Source organism: Roseomonas sp. WA12 (genome assembly GCF_054165765.1).
In genome coordinates, this window is record NZ_CM135108.1 from 3,381,186 (window position 1) to 3,396,931 (window position 15,746).

General features: G+C 66.5%; 13 protein-coding genes and 1 pseudogene. 11 read left to right on the forward strand and 3 right to left on the reverse strand.

Annotated features, from left to right (window positions below; translation table 11 throughout):
- Positions 1-549: 549 nt before the first annotated feature.
- Positions 550-1,443 carry an SDR family oxidoreductase gene (locus tag ACVBD7_RS16205; RefSeq protein WP_458094267.1) on the reverse strand — a complete coding sequence of 298 codons (894 nt, stop codon included), beginning with the start codon at positions 1,441-1,443 and terminating at the stop codon, positions 550-552.
- A gap of 90 nt (positions 1,444-1,533) precedes the next feature.
- Here ACVBD7_RS16205 and ACVBD7_RS16210 point away from each other — a divergent pair, with 90 nt between their 5' ends.
- Together ACVBD7_RS16210 and ACVBD7_RS16215 are read left to right on the forward strand one after the other, a co-directional pair.
- Entirely contained in the window at positions 1,534-2,409 is an 876-nt protein-coding gene (locus ACVBD7_RS16210) for a helix-turn-helix transcriptional regulator (protein WP_458094268.1), read from the forward strand.
- A 352-nt stretch (positions 2,410-2,761) separates the two neighbouring features.
- A complete protein-coding gene (locus ACVBD7_RS16215) occupies positions 2,762-3,664 on the forward strand; it encodes an alpha/beta hydrolase (protein ID WP_458094269.1) in 903 nt (300 codons plus the stop codon).
- A 102-nt stretch (positions 3,665-3,766) separates the two neighbouring features.
- Here the strand turns inward: ACVBD7_RS16215 and ACVBD7_RS16220 are convergent, their stop codons facing one another.
- On the reverse strand, positions 3,767-6,022 hold the full coding sequence (locus tag ACVBD7_RS16220) for a TonB-dependent receptor (RefSeq protein WP_458094270.1): 2,256 nt from the start codon (positions 6,020-6,022) through the stop codon (positions 3,767-3,769).
- Between the two features lie 279 nt (positions 6,023-6,301).
- Between ACVBD7_RS16220 and ACVBD7_RS16225 the strand changes: the two genes are divergently transcribed.
- The 3 genes from ACVBD7_RS16225 (at position 6,302) to ACVBD7_RS16235 (ending at position 9,083) form a co-directional block, all read left to right on the forward strand.
- Complete coding sequence (locus tag ACVBD7_RS16225; protein ID WP_458094271.1) at positions 6,302-7,171, forward strand: type 1 glutamine amidotransferase; 870 nt, start codon at positions 6,302-6,304, stop codon at positions 7,169-7,171.
- Positions 7,172-7,762: 591 nt separating this feature from the next.
- Positions 7,763-8,434 carry a PEP-CTERM sorting domain-containing protein gene (locus ACVBD7_RS16230; protein ID WP_458094272.1) on the forward strand — a complete coding sequence of 224 codons (672 nt, stop codon included), beginning with the start codon at positions 7,763-7,765 and terminating at the stop codon, positions 8,432-8,434.
- Between the two features lie 355 nt (positions 8,435-8,789).
- On the forward strand, positions 8,790-9,083 hold the full coding sequence (locus tag ACVBD7_RS16235) for a hypothetical protein (RefSeq protein ID WP_458094273.1): 294 nt from the start codon (positions 8,790-8,792) through the stop codon (positions 9,081-9,083).
- Positions 9,084-9,367: 284 nt separating this feature from the next.
- Here ACVBD7_RS16235 and ACVBD7_RS16240 read toward each other — a convergent pair.
- A pseudogene (locus ACVBD7_RS16240) lies at positions 9,368-9,424 on the reverse strand (hypothetical protein); the annotation flags it as partial.
- 250 nt (positions 9,425-9,674) lie between these two features.
- Between ACVBD7_RS16240 and ACVBD7_RS16245 the strand changes: the two are divergent.
- The 6 genes from ACVBD7_RS16245 to ACVBD7_RS16270 are packed head-to-tail and all read left to right on the forward strand — an operon-like array spanning position 9,675 to position 15,745.
- A complete protein-coding gene (locus ACVBD7_RS16245; protein ID WP_458094274.1) occupies positions 9,675-10,427 on the forward strand; it encodes an IclR family transcriptional regulator in 753 nt (250 codons plus the stop codon).
- Entirely contained in the window at positions 10,424-12,130 is a 1,707-nt protein-coding gene (locus ACVBD7_RS16250; RefSeq protein WP_458094275.1) for a hypothetical protein, read from the forward strand. Before ACVBD7_RS16245 ends, ACVBD7_RS16250 begins: the two co-directional genes overlap by 4 nt.
- Positions 12,127-12,894 (forward strand): hypothetical protein, encoded by a 768-nt coding sequence (locus tag ACVBD7_RS16255; protein WP_458094276.1) that lies wholly within the window; start codon positions 12,127-12,129, stop codon positions 12,892-12,894. The genes ACVBD7_RS16250 and ACVBD7_RS16255 overlap by 4 nt, the downstream gene beginning before the upstream one ends.
- Positions 12,895-13,869 carry a dipeptidase gene (locus ACVBD7_RS16260; protein WP_458094277.1) on the forward strand — a complete coding sequence of 325 codons (975 nt, stop codon included), beginning with the start codon at positions 12,895-12,897 and terminating at the stop codon, positions 13,867-13,869.
- An 11-nt stretch (positions 13,870-13,880) separates the two neighbouring features.
- Positions 13,881-14,927: an ABC transporter substrate-binding protein gene (locus tag ACVBD7_RS16265; RefSeq protein WP_458094278.1), complete on the forward strand. Its 1,047-nt coding sequence runs from the start codon at positions 13,881-13,883 to the stop codon at positions 14,925-14,927.
- The gene (locus ACVBD7_RS16270; protein ID WP_458094279.1) at positions 14,924-15,745 is read left to right on the forward strand and encodes an ABC transporter permease; all 822 of its coding nucleotides are present in this window, start codon (positions 14,924-14,926) and stop codon (positions 15,743-15,745) included. The genes ACVBD7_RS16265 and ACVBD7_RS16270 overlap by 4 nt, the downstream gene beginning before the upstream one ends.
- Position 15,746: the final 1 nt, after the last annotated feature.

The following is a 15,746-nucleotide window of genomic DNA, read 5'->3' on the forward strand; positions in this document are numbered from 1 at the left end:
GCCCCTCATACCCCACCCAAAAGATCCGAAAGCAAGCAATGCTGTGAGGAGTACAAGACCTTCATGCATAACAACCTGCATCCCCGCTTAGACCCCGTAGAAGGCCTCTATCCCTCGTCACTAAGGGGTAGACCTGCAGCACCCACGCCTCGAAGGAATTGATGGTTAGAAGCCTACTACCTCTAGCTGCATTTCCGCCGGGAAACAACCGCCTGCTGAACTGCGTCGTCGGTGCCATTCTTTTGGACAATCCAGAAAGGCGCTTGCCTGCGCCTCTCAGTTACTCAGCGCTGACGACGCACCCTTGCGTAGTGGTCCTGACCCCAGAAACTGATTCGGCAGGAGCGCGAATTTCTTGGGCACTGGTCTCGCCCCCGACTTAGGTTCGGGGTCTACGCAAGTGCTTGGGTTGGTTGAGCTTGGTCAGCGAAGGCATTCGGGCTCGAGTTCCCCAGAGCCGCCTGAGATCGTTCCTCGTTGTAGTGGCACCTCCATTCCTCGATGCGGGCCCGGGCAGACAGCACCTCGGCCATGGGCCGGCCCTTCCGCTCACGCTGCTCGATAATTCATCGCCTCAAGATCGGCGAGCAGCCCAGGTCCGCTCGGCTGCCAGCCCAGCAGTTCGCGCGTCCAGGCATTGGAGGCCGACATATTGAGGCCGGCGAATATGCTGAGCCATCCGAACTGGTTCTGCGCTTCCTCGGGCGGGATGGAGGTCACTGGCACACCCAGCCCCTGCCCGATTGCCTCGGCGATGTCGCGGGCGGCCACGCCTTCCTCGTCCACCGCGTGGTACCGCGCGCCCGCCTCCGCTCTCTCCAGCACCAAGCGGTAGAGGCGGACAACATCGGTGACATGCGCGGCCGCCCAACGGTTCTGGCCGTCGCCCAGATAGGCCGAGATGCCCTTCGCGCGGGCAGCATTGACCATCGGCGTGACGAGGCCTTGCCGAAAGGTGTCGTGAATCTGCGACAGCCGCATGATCGAGACGTTGACGCCGGCCTCCAGCAGCTCCGCACCCGCGATCTCGGAGGTTCTTCGGGGGTTCGGGTGGGCAGGGTTGAACACGTCCTCGCGCGCCAGTTCCCCGTGTCCAGGATCGCCCAGTCCAATGCCGGAAGTAATGACGATCGGGCGGTCGGAGCCGGCGAGCTCTGCGCCCATCGCCTCGATGACCCGCCGGTCCTTCTCGCAATTAGCAACGAAGTTGGGGAAGTCATGGTCGAAGGCGCAGTGGATCACGCCATCTGCCAGCGCGACGCCGCGGCGGAGGCTGTCAGTGTCTTCCAGTGCGCCGCGATGCGCCTGCGCGCCCATGGCGGCAAGCCTCTCGGCCCCTTCTTCCGAACGTGTAAGGCCCACCACTTGGTGCCCTGCCCCGATAAGCTCGGGCACGATCCGCGAGCCGATGAAACCGGTCGCGCCGGTGACGAACACACGCATGTTGAGGCCCCATTTCTTTCCGAGACCGATATCCGCCGCACCAGCACAGGGTTAAAGTAGTGACCTTATCCGGTTATAAGATTTAACGGCATGGCTAAGACTGGAAGCAGGCTGGGTGCTTACCTGAAAGACCGGCGCACACGCCTGGACGCCGCCGCGCTCGGTTTCTCCGCCTCCCGCCGGCGAACGGCGGGCCTGCGCCGGGAGGAGGTGGCCCAGCGCGCGAACATCAGTGTTACCTGGTACACCTGGCTGGAACAGGGACGAGGCGGCGCGCCCTCGGCGGACGTGCTGAACCGGATTGCCCGGGCGCTGATGTTGACGGATGTCGAGCGCGAACACCTCTTCCTCCTCGGACTGGGGCGCCAACCAGAGGTGCGATACCGGGCCGCCGAAGGCGTCTCACCGCGGCTGCAACGCCTGCTCGACGCCATGGAGTTCAGCCCTGCGATCATCAAGACGGCCACTTGGGACATCGTGGCCTGGAACCAGGCTGCCTCAGTGGTGCTCACGGACTACAGCAAGCTTCCGCCCGACGAACGTAACATCCTGCGCCTGATGTTCGGGCAGTCCCGGATCCGCGCCGCCCAGCACGACTGGGACAGCGTCGCCCGCTTCGTCGTGAGCGCCTTCCGTGCCGATGCGGCGCGGGCCGGCGCCATGTCCGAGGTCGGCCAACTCGTGGACGAACTGTGCCGGATGAGCCCGGAATTTGCGACGCTCTGGCGGGAGAACGACGTCGGTGCCCATGGCGGCGGAACCAAGCGCCTGCGCCACCCCACGCTCGGCACGATAGAACTCGAGTATTCCTCGTTTGCGGTCGAGGAGCGGCCCGATCTCGGCTTGCTCGTCTACAACCCGGTCTCATCCGCCAATGCCGCACTGATCCGGGAGCTCGTCACCGGGCAGGCTCCGGCAGCACAGGACGCTGACAGGATCGGGGGCATTTTCAACCACTCCAGCTGACATGTCTCCACAATGCGACCACTTCAGTTCTGCAAAACACTGCCCGTGCAGCTTTACGTTCCGATCCACGCCATCACAGGCAGTCGGGCGTCCCGTGGTCGCGCACGAGTGCAGGCACTGCACGCCAGATCGGGCAGACGCTGATCTCCTCCTGGCCTGACTGTCCGTAGTAGGTCCTGCCGCGCGCGTCAGGGGCCAGGTCGTACAACGTGGGTTTCCAGTCGCAGCGCCGGGCAAATGCGTTCCGTCGCATGCACCCGAATGCCAGGATGGTCCGATCACGGCGGAGGCGGCCTGTGGCAATATTGGCCCTATGCACCACACGGCTCTCCCCCAAGTCTCCTCCCCTTCCTTGCGTCGACGCCACCTCGCGCCACTCCTCGCCGCGCTCGCCTGGCCGCCCGCGGCGCACGCGCAGGAGGTCGCGCCTGTGCTCCTTCCCGGCACCGTTCAGCACGACCTGGTATCGCGCGGCGGCCATCCCTTCCGCGTGTTCCTGCACGTTCCGGCAGGCGATCCGCCGCCGGGTGGTTGGCCAATGATCACCGTGCTCGACGCCAACGCGGTCATGGGAATGGTCGTGGACACAATCCGCATCCTCGCCTTCTTGCCGCGCGAGGCGGGGATACGGTCGGCTGCGGTTGTGGCTGGGATCGGCTACAAGACGGACGGACCGTACGACCTCGTCCGCCGTTCCTTTGACCTCACGCCGCCACCGGGGCGGGAGATGCCGGCTGCCGAGGGCCGTCCCGGAGCGCGAACGGGCGGCGCGGACGAACTGCTCGACTTCATCGAGGAAGTGGTGAAGCCGCTGGCCGCACGATCGGCACCGATCGACCCTTCGCGCCATGCGGTGCTCGGCCACTCCTTCGGCGGCCTGTTCGCGCTGCACGCCCTCTTCACTCGGCCCGGTGCCTTCCGGGACCACGTGGCCGGCAGCCCCGCCACCTGGTGGGAGGAGAGCGCGGTGCTGAAGTCGGCCGAGCGTTTCATTGCTCGCCCAGACCGGCCCGCGCCGCTGCGCCTGCTGATGACGGTGGGCGCCTACGAGCAGAGCCTCGCGCCGTGGCACGACCCGGCCTGGCGCCCGCGCATGGAGATGATGCGAATGGTCGATCACGCCCGCGAGTTGTCCGATCGGTTGAGGCAACTTCCTGGGCTGGAACTAAACTTCGAGACCCTACCCGATGACGGGCATATGTCGGCCTTCCCCGTAGCCGTCCAGCGCGGTCTGCGGTTCATCCTGGCGCGGTAGGACCGACGCGGCTTCCCCCTCGGGTATTCGCGGGCGGTTGGTACCCGGGAGAGGAGAATGCTTCTCCTCTCCCGGACCCTACCGAGACAGGCACTCACGGGCTCAGAAGTCGAAGGAAGCGGAAACGACAACCGTGCGCGGCGAGCCGACCGTGACGAAATTGCCGGTTGTGAGCCAGTAGTTGGCGCCAAACGCGTTCTCAAGATTGGCGCGGAAGGTAACCGGCTTGTTGACGATCTCGGTCCTGTACCGGGCGCCGAAGTCCACGCGCGTCCAGTCATCGAAGCGAAGGGTGTTGGCGCTCGTGAGGTAGGATCCTGACGTGTAGATCAGTCGCCCATTGAGAGCGAGGCCGGGCACCCCCGGCACCTCCCAGTCGAGTGCGCCCGAGAAGGTCCGGTCAGGCACGCCGGGGGCGTCGTTGCCACGCTCCGCCGCGTTGGCCGTGTTTGTCAGCTCGGGCTTGATGAATGTCGCGCTGGCAAGGGCGCGCAGTCCGGGCACCACCTCGCCGAAGGCCGAGAACTCGAGCCCGCGGTTCCGCTGCTCTCCGTCGTAGGCGAGGTCATTGGTCGCCGTGCGGAGGGCACTTGGGCGGGCAATCTGGAAGACGGAGGCGGCGGTCGTGACCGCGCCCCAGTCCACCCGCACCCCGGCCTCGTACTGCTCGGACTTGAACGGGGCGAGAACCTCGCCGACGTTGCGGTAGCCGGCGCCAACAATCTGGCCGCGGCTGAGACCCTGGGCGTAGTTCGCGTAGAGCGACACGTTCTGCCAGGGCTTCACGACGATGCCGGCGAGCGGCGAGGTTGCATCGGCGTCGTAGCGCGTTGTCCGGGCCTGGGTGGCCGTGTCGTAGCTGTTCAGCGAGACGCTCTGGAACCGCACGCCGCCGGTGAGCAGCACGCGGTCACCGAAGAAGGACAGCGTGTCGGCGAGCGCCACGCTCGAGAACTCCGTGAGCGAGGCACGGCGGGGATCGTTGCGCGGCGCGGTGACGGGCGGCAGTGGAGCCGGGCGGTAGATGTTGGATGGGACGGTGACGGAGGAGGTGACGTAGGCGTTGCCTGCCTCCTGCTGGAGACCGGAGTAGCCGATATTGAGGGTGTGCCCGACCCCGAAGGTGTTGAAGCGGAAGTTCGCACCGACGGTGCCACTCACGGTCTCCGTGTAGGAGTCGTAGAAGGCATTGGTGAGCGTGAAGTCGCCGAACTGGTTCGCGCCAATGCCGCGGATGCGGGAATCGGGGAAGGTCTGCTCGTTCCAGCCGTCGCGGTAGCCGATCGCGGCGTAGGCCGTCATCCATTCCGCCACGTCGTACTCGAGCCGCGTGGTGATCGTGCTGTCCTGCTGGCGGAGCCGGGTTCCCGGGTACCAGTTGCTGCGCGAATCCGGCGCGGAGGGAATGAAGGGGATGGTGGGTGAGAAGGTGAGCTGCGGTCTGAAGTTGTCGGTGTCGTCGCGCTGGTAAATGGCGTCGATCGACCAGCGCAGCCGCTCCCCGCGATAGTCCAGCCCGAGCGCAGCAAGGCCGCTGCGGACGTTGCCGTCCCGAACCGAGACCTCGCCATCCCGGTACAGGCCGTTGAAGCGCACGCCCCACTCGTTGTTGGCGCCGTAACGCCGTCCCACGTCGGCGTGGATACCGAAATTGCCGTTGCTAATGTAGGTCGGCGTCAGGCGGGTCAGCGGCAGCTCGCCGGCCCGCTTGGTCTGGATGTTGATGGTCCCGCCGATGGTGCCTTCCGGCGCGATTCCATAGAGGAGCGCACCGGGCCCACGAAGGAGCTCGATCCGCTCGATGTACTGGGCCTGAGCGCGGCTGGACGAAATGAGCCCGTAGAGCCCGTTCAGGCCGACATTCGACGACCCCACCCCGAAGCCGCGGATAACGAAGGTGTCGTCGAAGCCGTTAGCGCCCGTCGTTAGCCGGACGGAGGAGTCGTTCACCAGCGTATCTGCGGCGGTGCGCGCCTGCTGCTGCTCGATCAGCTCGGAGGTGTAGCTCGTTGTGCTGAACGGTGAGTCCATGAGGTTCCGATTGCCGAGCAGGCCGAGCGATCCGCCTTGCGCCACCTGGCCCCCAGCATAAGGGGGAGGCAAGGCGCCCGGTGCGCCGGTTGCGGTCACATCCACCGTCGGTACGGCGAAGACTTCAGGGGATACGCCCACCCCAGGCTCAGCCGCAGATACCGTGGACTGTTGAGCCTGAGCGTGCAGTGCCGAGGCGAGGCCGAGCCCGACGGTCACCACCGCCCCCGTCAGGGATTTCACCCGTGGGGCAAGGCTCAGCGCCCTCTTCCTGCTACCAGGGCCACCGGGCGAACTCGACACGGGCTGGCTTTGGGCTCCGCTCACGGGGCCGCTCCTCTCGGGCAATGTCCCGCATGCCCTACTTGCGAATAGGTATCAAAGTCAATCGAGCGTGACAGGCTTCGGATGCCGTCCGGGGACTTGTGCCAGCTTTCAACGTTCCGCCTCAGCACTTGGGCCGGATCTAATGGCCGCATGGCGGCCCTTGGCGAACCATCGGCTGCTGCCACATGCCGGGATACCCCGACCCGCATTGCCTTCCGATCCACCCCGCGCCAGACCTGGTGGGCGGAGGTCGGCCGGCCCGCTCCAGGACACGCGCTCATGACCTTGCCACACCGCTTCCTCGTCGCCGAAAGCGAGGCTCCCGACGAGCGCGAGGAGCGCCGCGCCCGCACTGGCCGTTCATCCGGCGAGAGCTACGCTGAGACGCTGCGACAGATGGTGCCCGACGCGCAATGCGAGTTGGTGAGGCCCGCCGAGGAAAACGTCCCCGCGCATGACCATGCTGCGTTGCGGTGCTTCGACGCGGTATTCGTCTCCGGCTCGCCGATGCACGTGTACGAGCGCACGCCCGAGGCGGAGCGCATGCTGCAATTCATGCGCACGGTCTTCAGCTCGGGCACGCCCGGCTTCGGCTCCTGCGCCGGCCTGCAGGTCGCGGTGGCGGCCTGTGGTGGCACGGTGCGGTCCAACGAGGGCGGGCACGAGGCCGGCTTCGCCCGCCGGATCGCGCCCACCCAGGCCGGCCTTACCCACCCCCTGCTGCGCGGCCGTCCGGCCGCCTTCGACGCTCCCGCGATCCACGGCGACGAGGTGGACGAGCTCCCCGAGGGTGCGCTGCTGCTGGCCGGCAACGCCGTGTCGGCAGTGCAGGCGGCCGAGATACGGCGCGAGGGCGGCCTGTTCTGGGGTGTGCAGTACCACCCTGAACTGTCCCTGGAGGAGATCGGTCTCGCCCTGCGTCGGCAGACCGCCAAGCTGATCGAGCACGGCCTCGCTCGCGACGAGGCTGCCGTGGAAGCTCATGCCGCACTGTTCGAGGAGCTGGGCCGTGAGCCGGAACGCCGTGACCTCGCCTGGGCACTGGGCGTAGACACCCAGGTCACCGACCAGGCGCTACGGCGTACCGAACTGCGCAACTTCCTCGAAGGCCCGGTGGCGGCGGTGCGTGCCGCGCGCGGCCGGAACTGAGGCGACCGCTCTTGTTCTATTCGGGCGCATGATGCGCGATCTGATCCCGCTGCGCTGCCGAGCGGTTGCGGCGCAGGCCGAGCCCCCGCCTGTCCATCATCGATCAGCCCCGATACTTCAGATTGCGTCGACGAGCAGCGGATTCAGGTCTTGATTGTGAAGCTTGTCCAAGACGACCGTTTCGCTGGATCTCTACGACCGCCCTCCCGCTCGATCCGCTCGGTGACGGACATGGTCGACAGCGAGACATGCCGCCCGCATCCAGCAGCTTCTAATACCGTGATGCCCGAGCCAGCACCTTCAACAACGCCGGGTCAGCGTGCGTCTGGACTGAAGGCGCTGCAGCCTCCGAGTTCGCCCACAGCGTCACCACAGTTTTTCGCCTCGACCGATGCCGACTGCTGAGCTGCACCCTGACGATGGCAATAGCAGTTGTCAGGATTCCTTACGATCCTGCACTGAGGACGCTGGCCGGATCTGTTAAGTCATTGCCATTGTTACTGTTCCGATTTTGGCATCGTTCCTGCAACGACCTCTTGGCCTCGCCACGACGAGAGCAATGGAGGAAAAAAGATGTCTCGAATAGCTGCTTTGCCCGCGACGTTCGCGGCCTGCATCATCTGCATGTCGACTGCTGCGTCTGCCGGACCCAACCTCATCACGAACGGCAGCTTTGAAGCCTATTCCAATGGCGTCTTCACGGGCTGGACGAACGGCGGCAACACGGGCACCACGCCCCCGCAATACGCGACACCACACCCGACCGACGGCTCCACCCCCGGCCAGTTCGGTGACGTTGTTCCGCCTGCGCCCGCCAGCAACTCTCCGGATGCTCCTGGCGTCCAGGGCGCATATTTCGTCGCAGACAATGCCACGCAGTCACTCTCTCAGTTCGTCACGGGCCTGACTATTGGGTCCACTTACGAAATCGGATTCAGCCTCTTTCAGACATTGTCAGGGGCGGCGAACCCAGGCTCCTTCAGCCTGTCGGGCGCCTTTGGCTCACTGGTCGTGACGCAAGCTCAAGGCAACAATCCCGCCGATGTCGGCGTGTGGCGACAGTACTCCGCAACGTTCCAGGCGCTGTCCATCAGCGACACCTTCACCTTCCAGTTCGAGTCCAGCTTCACGCCCTCTAAGGACGTCATCGCCGATCTGGTGTACCTGACGACGCCTGCCACTGCTGTTCCCGAGCCGGCTTCAATGGCGCTGCTCGGAGCCGGCCTGCTCGGCTTGGCCGGGCTGCGTCGGCGGACCCGCTAAGCACCGGGTGCACTATCAACGACGCCCCGCTGCCGTCAGGGCATCCCCTGACGGCAGTTCTTCGCATACTTGGAGACGAGTTCATCGCCGAGGACGACCGTAGTTCCGGAACGTGTTGCAGGTGATGATTGTGGCTCTTCCCCGGGCCAAAGACACCGTGGGGCACCATGTCATGCCAAGCTTAGCTACCGACAAAGTCACTGAAAACCAGCATGCTTCTGTAGAGAAACAGAGGTGGATTCTTCTTGCTCATGCCAGTAGCCCAAATTACCATTTCACGGGCGCAAGCAAAGTCAGACTAATTCGGTTGGGAAAGGTTGTTGCTGGAACGAGTTGCCGGGAGGGGAACACGTAGATGATAAATCTGCACCTTGAAGACGAAGTTGCGTCCGGCTTTGTCGCGGCGCTGCGCCAAGCCATCTCAGGCGAACTCGACAGAACTAAGCAGATTGCCAAGTTGAGCGAAATTCGAAGTCAGATGATCGAGGTGCTCCGCGCAGCACCTTACAGGGCGGACATGGCCAAGGAGGCCGAACTACGTGCTGACCTTTGCAAAGCGCTTGACGATGCCATCAACATTGTTTCGGAAGGCAAGGACATCACCCCAGCGTACTTCACTGCAACCGGGCAGGCGCTCAGCCAGCAATGATCGGTCCCGTCCCATGCGATCGTTCACGCGGCGGGAACCACATCCGTCGATAGGCACGGACGCTCGCCTACTGCGTCGTCAGCCCTAGGCCGGAGCGCTCCTTCTCAGCGCTCGGGACGCGATAGAGCGCGACGGCGTAGTGGGGCTGGGTCGCGGAGCGAAGCTGGGCGGCCATCAGATCTGCCCCGTGCCAATGCCGTAGACTGAGTAGCTGACTCTCGTGACCTGTACCCCCGTCCAACCTGGCGCAGTCGCTCCAGCACCGCGGCCGCGCGGCCCTTCTTCTTGAGCCCGTCCAGGAAGCCCTGGACTGTGTGCTGTGCCCAGCCAGTCGCGTACATGATCTGGGTGATGGTGGCGCCCTACCACCGGCGCAGGAGATTGAGGACGACCTGCCGCTTGGTTCCTTCTCGCGAGGTGCGTGGCGCGTCTGGATCCATTTCATCCGGCCCTGGCCAGTGCGCCACCCCAGGGCGGCCCTGAGCACCTCCAAGGCGGTGGGCAGCACAGATCAGACATCAATTGACGTAGCAAAGCTGGCGTCCTACGAATCGATTTGAATAGAATACGATGTATTCAGATGGAATACTGATGCCGGACGGTTTCGCTTCTTCCACCAGTGACCGACCCGATGGTGGGGTCCGCCCTCTCGGCTCGGCCCTGAAGACCCTTGCCCTGCTCGATCACCTCGGCAGAAGCGCGGAAGCCGTCCGGCTCGCTGCTCTGGCACGCGAGGTCGGGGAGGCACGCGCAACGATCTACCAGCGCCTTGTCACACTGATCGCGGCAGGCTGGGTGGAGCAGACACCGGCCGGTGCTTTCCGCCTGACCTTGCGCCCGGCGCGACTGGCCAAGGCGGCGACAGAGCAGGCTGGTCTGGGCGCTCGCACGCTGCCGATCCTGGAAGCGATCTGCGCAGAGACTGGGGAGACCGCCTCCCTCGCCGTTCTGGAGGGCGACGAGCCCTGCATTGTCCAACGCGTGGAACCGAAAGGCCTGCTGCGGGTCGAGATGCGGGTAGGCGCAACCATGTCGCTTACTGAGAGCGCCTCCGGCCGCGTTCTGCTCGCCTATGCCGATGCAGCGACGCGCGCCCGCCTTGCGACCGAGATGGACTCGGCGGAGTTGGACGCTGTCCGAGCGGCCGGCCACTCGATCTCCTCGGGCCGAACAATGGAGGGCATCCGCGCCGCCGCGGTTCCGGTCCTCGATGGTGCAGGTGCCTGCGTAGCTGCGCTCTCCCTCGTCGCACCCGTGGCACGCTTCGCTTCCGATGGTTGGATCGGTCCGCTGAGCGCCGCCGCCGCCCGGCTCCGCGCCGTGATGGAGGGCCACCCGGCATGAGCGCCGCCCGTCACTCCGAGGCCGAGACTCCACGGCCTCGCCCCCCCGAACTGCTGATGCGCCCTGAGCGCCTGGCCGCGATGCAGCCCAGCCGGGTCAGCGCCTCCCGTGCCCTCATCGCCCAGGCTTTGCGCGAGGGCTGGCGCATCACCACGCGCCGCTTCGAAATCGACGCCGCATCCTTCGGCACCGCCATCTACAAGATCGAAACCCCGCGCGGCACCTTCTCCTTCCTCGCCTTCTCCGCGGCGCCGCAGCGCGCCGGCCGCACCGGCCGCATCATCGGCCGCGCTTGGGACATGCAGGGCGCGCTGCTGGAAGGCGTTGCCGACGACGCCGCCATTGAGGCCACCCGGCGCGAGTTGCCCAAGCTCTACGCCGGCCGCGCCGTGCCCGGCACCCTTGTCTGGTGCCGCTCCAATCGCAGCATGCGCGTCTTCGATGCGGTGGTCGCCGCACTCGCCGCCGGACGCCAGCCGGACCCCGGCCTGGCTGCCGAATCCTGCTACCTCATGCGCAACACCGGGCTGGACGGCAACGGCACCTTCGGCACCCGCTCCTTCCTCGCGCTCGAGCCGGACCACCCGCTGCGCCACCCGCTCGCCGCGCAGATGCTCTGCGCCTACATGATGCGTGAGTTTGCCGCCGACCTCGCGAACCACCTCGCCGCCCTCGCCTCTCCCAACGCCGTTGAACTGGCACCCGAGATCCGGCGCTTCCTCGGCATCGGCAACGGCTCCGCCCTCGGTCTTATTCTCTTCATTGGCAACCACCCCCGCCTGATCGATGCCTGGATCGCGGCACGGGAGGATTCCATCACCGCCGCCCGCGCCCTCCGCGTCACGGCAGGCGACCCCCGCCTAACCCATCTCGAAGCGCTCATCCGCCGCGCCGCCATCTTCCGACGCGAGGATCGCATGGCCTATGAGGCCTTCGCTCCCTCCGCCCTCATCGCCGCAGAGCTCGAGGAGGTGGCCGCGATGGTCGCCACCCTGCCCACCGACATCCCCTTTCCGCTCGACAGCCTGGCTCGCGAGGTTGGCGCCCGCTTTCACCCGGAAACCGAGGAAACCCTCCTCTCCCTGCTGGTCGAACTCGTGCCGGAGGTGGCGGATCGCCTAACCATGGCCATGGTCGTCTCCGAGGAGACGGAGGTGCGCCCAGCCATGCCCTCCGGCGCGCTGCGCGCGATCCTCCGCCGCGACTACGCCTGGGCCCTCGCCTGGGACATGGACACCCCCGGCGCGCGCGCCCAGGTCTGGTACAAATCCGCCACCGCCGAGGAGCCCCGCCGTGGTCCCCGCGCCGAGGCGCCCGACGCCATCAATCTCGGCCTCGACATCCCCGGCCTCGTGCTGGAACTCGACGCGGCGCTGGCCGCGCGGGATCCCGCCGAACCTGTCGCCCGCCTGCTGCTGGCCCGGCCCGACCTGCGCGGCATCGTCGCCCGTGTGCAGGGGCTGGACGGGCTGCGCTACCACACTCCCCACACCAACATCATGGCGGACGACTTCGTCCCCGCGCATCTCGTGCGCCTGATGAACGTGACCCTGCACGGCGTAGACAAGACCCGCGACTATCTCGGCCGCAACCTGCGCGGCGTGCTGTTCCACGGCGCTCCTTTAGCCGCCGAGCTGGCCGGCGGCGCCGATCCCGACTGGTTCTATCCCCCGGAGCCAAGGCCCGTGGAGACACAGCCATGACGACCTGCTCGGAGGCTGGAGACACCCTAACCATTCTGCTGCCGCGCGAGGTGCGGCTGGTGGTCGAGCGCATCCTCCTGCTCACCACCCTGCCCGTCGGGGCCGTCCCCGCCATCCGCGACGCGGTGCTCTATTCCGCCGCAAGCGGACTGGGCGGCCTTGCGCTTTTACAGCAGCGCTTCGAAGCGCTGCTCACCCCCGACCTCTCCGCCATCCGTATCTCCGAGCCCGCGCCGGGCCAGTTGGCCGTGGAAGCCTCCGGCCAGCACGCCTGGACCATCCTGCCCATGGTCATGGACGCGCTGGGCGAGATGGTCGCCCGTCACGGCGCCGCCATGGCCACGATCTCGGGCGTGGAGGACGCGGAAGAACTTCGCACAGCCTGTGCCCTTGGCGCCCGCGCGGGCCTCGCCGTGTTTGCCGCCACTGGCCCCTGCACCGGGCCCGCAGCCGGGCAGGAGCGCGCCCTGTTGCGCGCGGACGCCCCTCTCATCCTCCTCGCCGCTCCCGCTGCCGGGGCGGAGGACCCCATTCTTGCTCGCGCCCTGCGCGACGGCATCCCGGTCCCCTCAGATCTCTGGTGGGCGCTGCACCACCTCTCCAACCGGTCTCTCTCCGCCGACACGCCGGAATCCCGCCGGCATGCCGGGCCGGTGATCGTGGAAGCCGATGGCCGCGTCACCGGCCGCAGCGACCATGATGACGACACCGACCTGTCCCTGCTCACCGCCGCTCGCTCGGCGCAGAACCCCGAGGCCGTCTAGATGCTGATCGACGCGCTGCAGTGCGGCCATTTCAACACCGGGGTTTTTGCCCAGCTCCGCCGCGGCAACATTTCCGCCGTCACCGTCACCTGCGGTTTCTGGGAGGACCCGATGGAGTCCTTCGACTCCCTGGGCAAATGGCGTGACCTAATCGCCGCCAATGCGGACACCGTGGCTCTCGCCCGCACCCCTGCCGAGATCGAGGCCGTCGCCGCCTCCGGCCGCACCGCGATCATTCTCGGCTACCAGAATACCGACCTGTTCGGCGGCCGTATCCGCCTGGTCGAGATGTTTGCCGAGCTCGGCGTGCGCGTCGTCCAGCTGACCTACAACAACCAGAACGCCGTCGGCGGCAGTTGCTACGAGGAATCCGACAGCGGCCTCGCCCGCTACGGCCGCGAGGTGGTGCGTGAGATGAACCGCGCCGGCATCCTCATCGACTGCTCCCATGTCGGCGAGCGCACCACCCTCGACACCATCGCACATTCCGAGCGGCCCATCGCGGTCACTCACGCCAATGCCCGCACGCTCGTTCCGCACAGCCGCAATAAGGGCGACGACATCTTGCACGCTCTGCGCGACAGCGGCGGCGTGATTGGTTGTGCCGTGTACCGGAACATCACCGGAGACCACTATTGCGCCTCCGTCCGCAACTGGTGCGAGATGATGGCGCGCACGGTGGACATCGCCGGCATCGATTCCGTCGGCATCGGCACCGATTACGGCCATGACAACCAGCCCGAGGACTATGCCTGGATGCGCATGGGCCGCTGGAGCCGCGGCATCAACTACGGCGCTGCTCCCGTCGGCCAGACCACCCGCCCGGCGCGGGCAGACTGGCTCGCGGAGGGCGTCTCCGGCCTTGGCGCCATCCCGGACGGGCTGCGCGCGGTCGGCTTCGGCGAGGACGAGGTGGCGAAGCTTACCCACGGCAACTGGATGCGGCTCTACAGCGCAACCTTCCGCGCGAACTGATGGAGACCAGGATGGCTCAGACAGGGATTTCCCGGCGCACGGCATTGTCCCTGGCGGGCGGTGCCGCACTGTCCGTGCCCGCCTTCCGGCGCGTGCGGGCGGCCGAGGTGCTGCATGTGAACACCTGGGGTGGGATCTGGGAACGCGCCGCCATCAAGAACCTGTTCGAGCCCTTTACGCGCGATACCGGGATTGAGATCCGGCCGGTCTCGCCCGTGTCCTTCGCCAAGCTGGCGCAGCAGGTCCGCAGCGGCGCCTATGAGTTCGATGTCACCACCCTCGGCGCCGGCGAGATCATTCGCGCAAACCAGGCAAACCTGATCGAGAAGCTGGATAACACCGACCTGGTAAGGAGCCCGCCCTTCCCGGGCGCCGCCTTCCAGAACGGCGCGAGCAGCCACGCCTTTGCCACCGTCATGGCCTATCAGAAGTCGCGCTACCCCAATGGCGGCCCGACGAGCTGGGCGGATTTCTGGGATCTGCAGAAGTTCCCGGGCTCGCGCTGCATGCAGCGTTACGCGTCCCGCATCCTCCCGATCGCCCTGGCGGCGGATGGCGTGCCCACCGACAAGCTCTACCCGCTCGACATGAACCGTGCCTTCCGCAGCCTGGACGGCATCAAGCCGGCGGTGCGGGTGTGGTGGACGCAGGGCCAGCAGTCCCAGCAGCTGCTGAGGGACGGCGAGATCGACCTCATCGCCCTGTGGCACGCCCGCACGCTGGAGCTGATCGACGAGGGCAAGCAGGTCGAAATCGTCTGGGATCAGGCACAGATCGAGCGTGCCTATTGGGTGGTCGCGCGCGGCACGCCTCGTCGTGATGCCGCCATGCGCTATCTCGAGGCCGCGTTGAAGCCCGAGCGCGTCGCCGGATTCTGCCGGGACTCGCTGAACGGCCCGCTGAACCCGGCGGCCTTCAACTTCGTCAGCCAGGCCGAGGCTATGCGCATGCCGACATCGCCTGCCTATGCCTCCCGGGTGTTCGAGCAGGACATCCTGAACTTCGGTGGGGATGTGAACGCCGCCACGCAGCGCTTCGATCGCTGGATCGGCGCGTGAGCGGCGGCGGCGCCCGGCCCTGGCTGCTGCTGGCGCCGCTGCTGGCCTTCCTGGCTGCCTTCTTCCTCGTGCCGCTCGGCCAGGTCGTGCTGATGAGCGTGTCCGAGCCGGAATGGGGCCTGGGCCATTATGCCGAGATCGCGGCCGACGGCTTTCACTTGCGCGTGCTGCTGGACACCTTCCTCACCGCGCTGCTGGTTGCCACCTGCTGCCTGCTGCTGGGCTTTCCGCTCGCCTACGCCATGGCCGCCGTGCCGCCCGGCATGGCCGCCGCGATGATGGTGGTGGTGACGATGAGTTTCTGGACGAGCTTCCTCGTCCGCACCTATGCCTGGATGGTCATCCTCGGTAATCGCGGCCCGGTCGCGCAGCTCGCCGCTTGGCTCGACTTGCCCGCGCCGGAGCTGCTTTTCACCCGCTTTTCCTCCACCATAGCGATGACCCACATCCTGCTGCCCTACATGGTGCTCAGCCTTTACGGCGTGTTGAAGCGTATCGACCTTTCCCTGCCGCGCTCCGCCGCCAGCCTCGGTGCGCCGCCCTCCTCCGTCATCCGCCATGTCGTGCTGCCGCTGGCCGCCCCCGGCATCGCCAATGGCCTCACCCTCGTCTTCGTCCTCTGCCTCGGCTTCTACGTCACTCCCATCCTGCTGGGATCACCGCGCGAGCAGATGGTGGCCGGCGTGATCGGCCAGCAGGTCGAGGAGTTCCTCAGCTTCGGCGAGGCCTCCGCCTTCTCGGTCGTGCTGCTGTCCAGCACACTCCTCGTGCTCGGCCTCTATCACCGCCGCTTCGGCCTTGACCGGCTCTGGGGCTGAG

What these genes read in the sequence shown, in the direction of transcription:
- ACVBD7_RS16205 (WP_458094267.1), bottom strand. Translation starts at nt 1,443, where the DNA reads ATGCGTGTGTTCGTCACCGGCGCGACCGGTTTCATCGGCTCGCGGATC.
- ACVBD7_RS16210 (WP_458094268.1), top strand. Translation starts at nt 1,534, where the DNA reads ATGGCTAAGACTGGAAGCAGGCTGGGTGCTTACCTGAAAGACCGGCGC.
- ACVBD7_RS16225 (WP_458094271.1), top strand. Translation starts at nt 6,302, where the DNA reads ATGACCTTGCCACACCGCTTCCTCGTCGCCGAAAGCGAGGCTCCCGAC.
- ACVBD7_RS16235 (WP_458094273.1), top strand. Translation starts at nt 8,790, where the DNA reads ATGATAAATCTGCACCTTGAAGACGAAGTTGCGTCCGGCTTTGTCGCG.
- ACVBD7_RS16245 (WP_458094274.1), top strand. Translation starts at nt 9,675, where the DNA reads ATGCCGGACGGTTTCGCTTCTTCCACCAGTGACCGACCCGATGGTGGG.
- ACVBD7_RS16250 (WP_458094275.1), top strand. Translation starts at nt 10,424, where the DNA reads ATGAGCGCCGCCCGTCACTCCGAGGCCGAGACTCCACGGCCTCGCCCC.
- ACVBD7_RS16255 (WP_458094276.1), top strand. Translation starts at nt 12,127, where the DNA reads ATGACGACCTGCTCGGAGGCTGGAGACACCCTAACCATTCTGCTGCCG.
- ACVBD7_RS16260 (WP_458094277.1), top strand. Translation starts at nt 12,895, where the DNA reads ATGCTGATCGACGCGCTGCAGTGCGGCCATTTCAACACCGGGGTTTTT.
- ACVBD7_RS16265 (WP_458094278.1), top strand. Translation starts at nt 13,881, where the DNA reads ATGGCTCAGACAGGGATTTCCCGGCGCACGGCATTGTCCCTGGCGGGC.